Source organism: Rhizobium sp. UBA1881 (genome assembly GCF_002338015.1).
In the GTDB taxonomy this organism is placed as follows: Bacteria; Pseudomonadota; Alphaproteobacteria; order Rhizobiales; family Rhizobiaceae; genus Rhizobium.
The window spans coordinates 21,179-30,364 of sequence record NZ_DDHH01000109.1 but is presented as its reverse complement, the minus strand read 5'-3'; the positions used below and the strand labels follow the sequence as shown (position 1 = coordinate 30,364).

Annotated in this window: 5 protein-coding genes; all 5 read right to left on the bottom strand. The window is 63.1% G+C overall.

Annotation, left to right across the window (positions count from 1 at the left end; translation table 11 throughout):
* Positions 1–61: 61 nt before the first annotated feature.
* Genes B3605_RS13120 through B3605_RS13100 form a run of 5 tightly spaced genes read right to left on the bottom strand, consistent with a single transcriptional unit; the run spans position 62 to position 9,094 of the window.
* Positions 62–1,693 carry an alpha-D-glucose phosphate-specific phosphoglucomutase gene (locus B3605_RS13120; RefSeq protein WP_111563428.1) on the bottom strand — a complete coding sequence of 544 codons (1,632 nt, stop codon included), beginning with the start codon at positions 1,691–1,693 and terminating at the stop codon, positions 62–64.
* A 6-nt stretch (positions 1,694–1,699) separates the two neighbouring features.
* On the bottom strand, positions 1,700–3,142 hold the full coding sequence (gene glgA / locus B3605_RS13115; protein ID WP_111563427.1) for a glycogen synthase GlgA: 1,443 nt from the start codon (positions 3,140–3,142) through the stop codon (positions 1,700–1,702).
* A 3-nt stretch (positions 3,143–3,145) separates the two neighbouring features.
* The gene (glgC, locus tag B3605_RS13110) at positions 3,146–4,408 is read right to left on the bottom strand and encodes a glucose-1-phosphate adenylyltransferase (RefSeq protein ID WP_018899809.1); all 1,263 of its coding nucleotides are present in this window, start codon (positions 4,406–4,408) and stop codon (positions 3,146–3,148) included.
* Positions 4,409–4,427: 19 nt separating this feature from the next.
* Positions 4,428–6,635, bottom strand: coding sequence for a 1,4-alpha-glucan branching protein GlgB (glgB, locus tag B3605_RS13105; protein WP_112942855.1), 2,208 nt, complete (start codon positions 6,633–6,635; stop codon positions 4,428–4,430).
* Positions 6,632–9,094 (bottom strand): glycogen/starch/alpha-glucan phosphorylase, encoded by a 2,463-nt coding sequence (locus B3605_RS13100; protein WP_112942856.1) that lies wholly within the window; start codon positions 9,092–9,094, stop codon positions 6,632–6,634. Before B3605_RS13100 ends, glgB begins: the two co-directional genes overlap by 4 nt.
* Positions 9,095–9,186 lie beyond the last annotated feature (92 nt).

Genomic DNA, 9,186 nt, shown 5'->3' with positions numbered 1-9,186 from the left:
CGGCAGGGCAGAGGGGGGTAGAGGCATCCGCTGCTCCCGATCGGGCATTAGAGAGGCTATCTCAGGTGATCACCGAAGGGGCGTCGCGGCCGGTGCGGGACTTGATGTCGGCGATGGTTTCGGCGGCGGCGATGAGGTCGGCCAGGGCTTCCTGGGTTTCGATGTTGTGGCGGCTGGAATCGGGCTCGTAGCGCTCGATGTAGACGCGCAGCGTGGCGCCGGAGGTGCCGGTGCCCGACAGGCGGAAGACCACGCGGGAGCCGCCCTCGAACATGATGCGGATGCCTTGGTGTTCGCTCACGGACTTGTCGACCGGATCGTGATAGGCGAAGTCGTCGGCCTTTTCGACCTTCAGCGGGCCGAAGGTCTTGCCGGGCAGACTGGAGAGCTGGGCGCGGAGATTGTCCACCAGGCCGTTGGCGGCTTCGGTGTCGACGCCTTCGTAGTCATGGCGCGAATAGTAGTTGCGGCCGTAGGTCTGCCAGTGCTGGGTGACGATGTCCTGAACGCTCTCGCCGCGCACGGCCAGGATGTTCAGCCACATCAGAACCGCCCAGAGGCCGTCCTTCTCGCGCACGTGGTTGGAGCCGGTGCCGGCACTTTCCTCGCCACAGATCGTCGCCATGTTGGCGTCGAGCAGGTTGCCGAAGAACTTCCAGCCGGTCGGCGTTTCGTACATGCCGATCCCACGCTTTTCGGCGACGCGGTCGGCGGCGCCCGAGGTCGGCATGGAGCGCGCGATGCCCGTCAGGCCGCCGGAATAGCCGGGGGCGAGGTTGGCGTTGGCGGCGATGATCGCCAGGCTGTCGGATGGCGTCACGAAGATGCCGCGGCCGATGATGAGGTTGCGGTCGCCGTCGCCGTCGGAAGCCGCGCCGAAATCAGGGGCGTCGTCGCCCATCATCTCGTCGTAGAGTTCCTTGCAGTGAACCGGGTTCGGGTCCGGATGGTGACCGCCGAAATCGGGCAGCGGCATGAAGTTGCGGACCGAGCCGGAAGGCGCGCCGAGGCGGTTTTCGAAGATTTCCTTGGCGTAAGGGCCGGTGACGGCGCTCATCGCATCGAAGGCAATGCGGAAGCCGAGGCTGATCAGGTTGCGGATGGCGCCGAAGTCGAACAGCTCTTCCATCAGCGCCGTATAGTCCTCGACCGAGTCCAGCACCGAAAGCAGCATGCCGCCGGGCAGCTCGTCCTTGCCGATGCGGTCGAGATTGACGTCGGGGAAATCGGCGATCTTGTAGGTGTCGATCACCTTGGTGCGCGCATAGATCGCGTCGGTGATCTTTTCCGGCGCCGGGCCGCCATTGCTGATGTTGTACTTGATGCCGAAGTCTTCGGTGGGGCCGCCGGGATTATGGCTGGCGGAGAGAATGATGCCGCCGAAGGCCTTGTACTTGCGGATCACATGCGAGGCAGCCGGCGTCGAGAGGATGCCACCCTTGCCGACGATGACCTTGCCGAAGCCATTGGCGGCGGCCATCTTGATCGCCTTCTGAATGACTTCCTTGTTGTAGTAGCGTCCGTCGCCGCCGATGACGAGGGTCTTGCCCTGAAAGCCTTCCAGCGAATCGAAAATCGACTGGATGAAGTTTTCCGCGTAGTTCGGCTGCTGGAATACCGGGACCTTTTTACGCAGTCCCGACGTGCCGGGCTTCTGATCCTGATAGGGGGTGGTGGATACGGACTTGTTCATTTTCTGTCACTTGCCTTTCGGGGCGAGGCTTGAATAGAGGGCAGCATAGCGCTCGGCGCTTTTCTCCCACGAAACATCCGATTTCATGCCCTGCTTTTGCAATTGGGTCCAGACCTTTTGATCGGTATAGAGATGTAGCGCACGGCGGATTGCCTGCAACAGACCGGAAGCGGTCACCGGAGAGAATTGTATCCCGGTTGCCACTTTGGCCGCAAGTGCGGCGTGATTGGCATCGATGACGGTATCGGCAAGGCCGCCCGTATGCGCGACGATCGGAACGCAACCATAGCGCAGGCCATAGAGCTGTGTCAGGCCGCAGGGCTCGAAGCGCGAGGGGATGATGATGGCGTCGGAGCCGGCCTGCATCAGATGCGACATCGGCTCGTTGTAACCGATCGACACGCCGATGCGGCCCGGATGGCGGGCGGAGGCGGCGAGCAGCGAGCCCTCGAGCGCCGGATCGCCGGAGCCCAGAATGGCAAGCTTGCCGCCCATCGCGACAATCTCGTCGGCGCAGGCGGCGATCAGGTCCATGCCCTTTTGCCAGGTGAGGCGGCTGATGATGCAGAAGATCGGCGCGTTGTCGTCGTGCAGGCCGAAGAATTCCTGGACGGCGGCGCGGTTGGCGGCGCGGTTCTTCAGCGTCGCGCCGGTGTAGTGCGTCTGCAGCACGGCGTCGGTGGCGGGGTCCCAGACCTCGTGGTCGATGCCGTTGACGATGCCGTGCAACGCCTCGATACGGCTGGCGATGACACCCTCAAGACCCATGCCGAATTCGGAGGTCAGGATCTCGCCGGCATAGGAGGGGCTGACGGTGGTGATCGCGTGCGCGGTCTTCAGGCCACCCTTCAGGAAGCCGATATTGCCGTAATATTCCAGCGCTTCCACCGAGAAGGCCTGTGGGGGAAGGCGCAGGCCGGAGAAGATCTCGGCGCTGAACTGGCCCTGGAAGGCGATGTTGTGGATGGTGAGGATGCTGGGAAGCTCGGGCGTCGGGTAAAAGCGCATGTAGACCGGCGTCATCGCCGCCTGCCAGTCATGCGCATGGACGACGTCTGGCTTCCAGCCGGGCATCAGGCCGGCGGCGATCTCGGCGCCGGCAAGCGAGAGCGCGGCAAAGCGGCGCCAGTTGTCGTGGTAGTCCTTGCCGGTTGCGTCCAGATAGGGGCCGCCGGAGCGGTCGTAATAGGCTGGTGCGTCGAGGACGAGGATATCGAGCCCCTCGTGATTGACCTCCAGAACCGTTGCCGGTTCGCCCAAGAGATCGTCGAAGCGCATGCGCACGACGGGGTCGCGGATGACCTTCATCACCGCGGGATAGCCGGGCATCAGCGTCTTGGTTTCGATGCCGAAGCGCTTCAGCGCGATCGGCAGGGCGCCGGCCACATCGGCCAGGCCCCCTGTCTTGATCAATGGGAAGACTTCGGACGAAACCGAAAGAACTTTCATCGTTTACATATCCAGCTTGTCGATCATCGGCTGCGTGATGAGGCAGATCCCGCCTTCGGAGCGGCGGAAACGCTTGGCGTCCAGAACCGGGTCGTCGCCGACAACAAGACCTTCCGGAATGACGACGCCGTGGTCGATCACGACATTCGTCAGCTGCGCGTGGCGGCCGATCTTTACGCTCGGGAGCACGACGGCGCCCTCAAGCTTCGAGTAGGAATTGGCGCGCACACCGGTGAAGAGCAGGCTGTTGTTCAGCGTGGCACCGGAGATGATGCAATCGCCGGCGATGACCGAGGAGGTCGCCGAGCCACGGCGGTTTTCATCATCGTGAACGAACTTCGCCGGTGGCGAGATTTCGGCATAGGTCCAGATCGGCCAGGACTTGTCGTAGATGTCGAGTTCGGGAACGATCGCCGTCAGGTCGATATTGGCCTGCCAGTAGGCATCGATGGTTCCGACGTCGCGCCAGTAGGGCTCGCGCTCGAAATCGGAGCGCACGCAGGAATTGGCGAAGCGGTGGGCTACGGCCTTACCGTTCTTGACGATGTAGGGGATGATGTCCTTGCCGAAGTCGCGGCTGGAATTCGGGTCGGCGGCGTCGCGGCGCAGTTCCTCGATCAGGAACTTGGTGCGGAAGACGTAGATGCCCATCGAGGCGAAGGCGCTGTCCGGCTTGCCGGGAATAGCCGGCGGGTCGGCGGGCTTTTCGACGAAATCGATGATGCGGTCGGTCTCATCGACATGCACGACGCCAAAGCCCACGGCTTCCATGCGTGGCACTTCGAGGCAGCCGATGGTGACGTCGGCGCCGCTATCGACATGCTGCTGCAGCATGTATTCGTAGTCCATCTTGTACACGTGGTCGCCGGCGAGGATGACCATGTATTCGACGCCGTAGTCCTGGATGATGTCGATGTTCTGGTAGACCGCGTCGGCGGTGCCTTCATACCACTGCGTCTCGGAGACGCGCTGGGAGGCCGGCAGAATGTCGAAGCTCTCGTTGCGCTCGGGGCGGAAGAAGTTCCAGCCGCGCTGCATGTGGCGGATCAGCGAGTGCGCCTTGTATTGCGTCGCGACGCCGATGCGGCGGATACCGGAGTTCAGCGCGTTGGACAGCGCGAAATCGATGATGCGCGACTTGCCGCCGAAATAGACCGCGGGCTTGGCGCGTCGGTCGGTGAGTTCCTTCAGACGGCTCCCCCGGCCGCCGGCGAGAACATAGGCCATTGCATCGCGGGCAAGTGGCTGAATGCGTTTTTCTACCATTGTCTTCCTCCCACCAGTCTCAAGTCTCAGGTTCAAGCATGATAACCGCCAAAGGCGGCAAGGTCAGTGATGCGACGATGGTGCCGCCGGCGTTGACCGCCTGGACACGACCGCCATTGCCTTTGCCGCTGCCGCCATAGATGTCGGCATCGGTATTCAGGATTTCGCGCCAGCGGCCTTCGGTGGGCAGCCTGACGGCGTAGTTCTCGCGGTATACAGGCGTCATGTTGCAGATGACGGCGACCGGCTTTTCACCCGGCGACCTGCGCAGCCAGGCGAAGACCGAGTTCTCGTGATCGTCGGCAACCAGCCATTCGAAGCCTTCGCCTTCGCAGTCGCGGGCGTGCAGCGCCGGCTTGCTGCGGTAGGTGAAGTTGAGGTCGCGCACCAGGCGGCGCATGCCCTCGTGCATGCGGTACTGAAGCAAGTTCCAGTCGAGCGAGCCGGCCTCGTTCCATTCGCTCCACTGGGCGAATTCCTGGCCCATGAAGAGAAGCTTCTTGCCGGGATAGCCCCACATCAGCGCGTAGTAGGCGCGCAGGTTGGCGAACTTCTGCCAGTCGTCGCCGGGCATCTTGGCAATCAGCGAGCCCTTGCCGTGTACCACCTCGTCGTGGGAGAGCGGCAGCACGAAGTTTTCCGAGTAGGCGTAGAGCAGGCCGAAAGTCAGCTCGTTGTGGTGATGCTTGCGGTGCACCGGCTCGCGGCTCATGTAGCTCAGTGTGTCGTGCATGAAGCCCATGTTCCACTTGAAGCCGAAGCCGAGGCCGCCTTCATGCACCGGCTGCGACACCTTGGGCCACGACGTCGATTCCTCGGCGATGGTCATGACGCCGGGGTGCTCGGCATAGATGCGGGTGTTCATGTTCTGCAGGAAGCGGACGGCCTCAAGGTTCTCGTTGCCGCCATATTCGTTGGGGATCCACTCGCCGTGCTTGCGGGAGTAATCGAGGTAGAGCATCGAGGCGACGGCATCGACGCGCAGGCCGTCGAGATGGAATTTCTCGGACCAGTAGAGCGCGTTGTTGACCAGATAGGACACGACCTCGGTGCGGCCGAAATTGTAGATCGCCGTGTTCCAGTCGGGGTGGAAGCCCTTGCGCGGGTCCTCATGCTCGTAGAGCGCGGTGCCGTCGAACCAGCCCAGCCCATGCGCGTCGGTCGGGAAGTGCGCCGGCACCCAATCGAGGATGACGCCGATGCCGACCTTGTGGGCGCCGTTGACGAAGCGAGCGAAACCCTCCGGCTCGCCGAAGCGGGCGGTGGGCGAATAAAGACCCGTCGTCTGGTAGCCCCAGGACGGATCGTAGGGGTGCTCGGTGATCGGCAGGAACTCGATATGGGTGAAGCCCATGTCGACGCAATAGGGGATCAGGCGAGCGGCGAGCTCGTCCCAGGAGAGGAACGTGCCATCGTCGCGGCGCTGCCAGGAGCCGGCATGCACCTCGTAGATGGAGATCGGCTGGCGGCGCTTGTCGATCTCGCTCCAATGCTTGAGGTGGGCTTCGTCCTCCCACTCCTGCAGAAGTTCAGGCGTGGTGACCGAGGCGTTCTTCGGGCGCAGCTCGCTGCGGCGCGCGAAGGGGTCTGCCTTCAGGGGCAGCAACACGCCGTCCTGGCCGCGGATCTCGAACTTGTAGGCGACGCCTGTCGGCACATCAGGGGCGAAGATTTCCCAGATGCCGGCGCCGGCGCGCAAACGCATGACGTGGCGGCGGCCATCCCAATTGTTGAAATCGCCGACGACGGAGACGCGCTGTGCGTTCGGCGCCCAGACGGCGAAGTGGATTCCTTGCGCGCCTTCGTGCTTGATCCAGTGCGCGCCCATCTTGTCGAACAGGCGCAGGTCGGAACCTTCGCGGGCGTAGTAATCGTCCATCGGCCCGAGAACGGGGCCGAAGCTGTAGGGGTCGGTGACGGCCCATTCGGCGTCGCCACGGCGGGCGCGATAGCGCACCGGCACCTGCTTGTTGAGCGAGATGGTGCCGGCGAAGAAGCCATCCGGATGCTGGAGCGCCAGATCGCCGATCGCGGTGCCGTCGAGCGACATCGCGGTCACCTCTTCGGCGCCGGGAATGAAGCATCGGGCAACGTAAACGCTGCCCGATTTGTGGACGCCCAGAACGGCAAACGGATTGGAATGCGCGCCAGCAAGGATTGCCGCTATTTCATCTGCCGAAATTTCCCAGGGAAGTTTGACTTCAGGGGTCGCCTTCGGCGTTTTCATCCGGCTCTCCAGATTTCCTTGGCATACTGCCGGATCGTGCGGTCCGACGAGAACCAGCCCATGCGGGCGGTGTTGCGGATGGTCTTTTCGCTCCAGGCGGACTTGTCGTTCCAGAGGTCGTCGACTTCGCGCTGGGCCTGGGCGTAGGCGTCGAAATCGGCGGCGACCATGAACCAGTCGTGCGAATAGATGCCCTCGATCAGCTCGGAATAGCGGTTGCGGTCATCCGGCGAGAAGACGCCGGAGCCGATGGCCGAGAGCGCCTGCGACAGCTCGTGCGAGGCCTCGATGATGGCACGCGGATTGTGGCCGTCGGTGCGCAGGTTGGCGACCTCATCGGCGCGCAGGCCGAAGATCTTGATGTTGTCCTCGCCGACATTGTCGCGCATTTCGACATTGGCGCCATCGAGCGTACCGATGGTGAGCGCGCCGTTGAGGCCGAATTTCATGTTGCCGGTGCCCGACGCTTCCATGCCGGCGGTCGAGATCTGCTCGGAGAGATCGGCGGCCGGAACCATGACCTCGGCCAGCGAGACGTTGTAGTTCGGCACGAAGACGACCTTGAGCAGGCCGCGCACGGCCGGGTCGTTGTTGATGGTGCGGGCGACGTCGTTGATCAGCTTGATGATCAGCTTGGCGTTGTGATAGCTCGGCGCCGCCTTGCCGGCGAACAGCTTTACGCGCGGCACCCAGTCGAGCTCGGGACGCGAGCGGATCTGGTCATAGAGCGCGACGGCCTCGATGACATTCAGGAGCTGGCGCTTGTATTCGTGGATGCGCTTGATCTGGATGTCGAACATCGCCGACGGATCGATCTTCACACCCATGCGCGATGCAACCAGATTGGCTAGCGCCACCTTGTTGTTGCGCTTCACCGCCGCGAACTTCTCCTGGAAGGCGTTGTCGGTGGCGAACTTGTCGAGCGCGCGCAGCTTTTCGGCGTCGTCGAGGAAATCGTCGCCGATCGCCTCGCGGATCAGGCCGGTGAGACCCGGATTGCACTGCTGCAGCCAGCGGCGCGGCGTGATGCCGTTTGTCTTGTTGTTGATGCGGTCGGGATAGAGCTTGTGCAGGTCGGCGAAGACCGTGACCTTCATCAGGTCGGTGTGCAGCGCCGAGACGCCGTTGATCGAATGCGAGCCGACGAAAGCGAGGTTGCCCATGCGCACCCGGCGGCTGCCGCCTTCCTCGATCAGCGAGATGGAGCGGATCTCGGTGTCGGAGAAGTTCTTGGTCTTGCGGGCCTCGAGGAGAACCTTGGCGTTGATCGCGTAGATGATCTGCATGTGGCGCGGCAGGAGACGCTCGAACAACGGCACCGGCCAGCTTTCCAGCGCTTCGGGCAGAAGCGTGTGGTTGGTGTAGGCGATTGTGCCGCGGGTGATGTCCCAGGCCTGGTCGAACTCCAGCCCGTGCACATCGCAGAGCAGGCGCATCAGTTCGGCGATGGAGACGGCCGGGTGGGTGTCGTTCAGCTGGATCGCCACCTTGTCGGGCAGCGAGGTGAAATCGTCATACTGCTGAAGATGGCGGCGCAGGATGTCCTGCAGCGAGGCGGACGAGAAGAAGAACTCCTGGCGCAGGCGCAGCTCCTGACCGGCAGGCGTCGCGTCGGCCGGGTAGAGAACGCGGGTCAGGCTTTCGGCCTTGTTGCTCTCGCGCAGCGCGCCGATATGGTCGCCGGCGTTGAAGGCGTCGAGCAGGATCGGGTCGATCGGCTGGGCCGACCAGAGGCGCAGCGTGTTGACGCGCTTGCCGCGCCAGCCGACGACGGGCGTATCGAAGGCGGCGGCGATGACGCGCTCGGCCGGCTTCCAGACATAGCGCGGCTCGCCATCGGCGCCGTTGGCGACATCGACCGAGCCGCCGAAGCCGATTTCATAGGCGCTTTCGCGGCGTTCGAATTCCCAGGGGTTGCCGTGGGCGAGCCAGCTTTCCGGCAGCTCGACCTGCCAGCCATCGGCCATCTGCTGGCGGAAAAGGCCGTGGACATAGCGGATGCCGTAGCCATAGGCGGGCACGTCGACGGTCGCCATGCTCTCCATGAAACAGGCGGCGAGACGGCCGAGACCGCCATTGCCAAGTGCTGCATCCGGCTCGAGGCCAGCGATGACTGACACATCGACGCCGAGCGAAGCGAGCGCGTCACGTACCTCTTCCATCAGGCCGAGGTTGGACACGGCATCGCGCATCAGGCGGCCGATGAGGAATTCCAGCGATAGATAATAAACGCGCTTGGCGCCCGTGGCGTAGACCTTGCGGGTGCTCTCCATCCACTTGTCGATGATGCGGTCGCGGATGACGAGGATCGTCGCCGTCAGCCAGTCATGCGGCTTGGCGACCTTGGCATCCTTGCCGATACGGTAGGTCAGACGCTCGATGATTTCTTCTGCGAGAATTTCCGGCTTGGAACTGCGCGGTGCGGGAGAGGGGATGGTGGGCTTCGAAACGGTGGTCATCGTCAGGGCTCGCCAATTCTGTTTTGGTTTCAGTAGGTTATACGTACTTCAATCGATTTACTCACGCACTAGCGATGCAGTTTATGCACCGT

Bases quoted from the DNA above. Each gene is read 5' to 3' on its own strand.
- glgC (WP_018899809.1), bottom strand. From the start codon at position 4,408: ATGGTAGAAAAACGCATTCAGCCACTTGCCCGCGATGCAATGGCCTAT.
- glgB (WP_112942855.1), bottom strand. From the start codon at position 6,635: ATGAAAACGCCGAAGGCGACCCCTGAAGTCAAACTTCCCTGGGAAATT.
- B3605_RS13100 (WP_112942856.1), bottom strand. From the start codon at position 9,094: ATGACCACCGTTTCGAAGCCCACCATCCCCTCTCCCGCACCGCGCAGT.
- B3605_RS13120 (WP_111563428.1), bottom strand. From the start codon at position 1,693: ATGAACAAGTCCGTATCCACCACCCCCTATCAGGATCAGAAGCCCGGC.
- glgA (WP_111563427.1), bottom strand. From the start codon at position 3,142: ATGAAAGTTCTTTCGGTTTCGTCCGAAGTCTTCCCATTGATCAAGACA.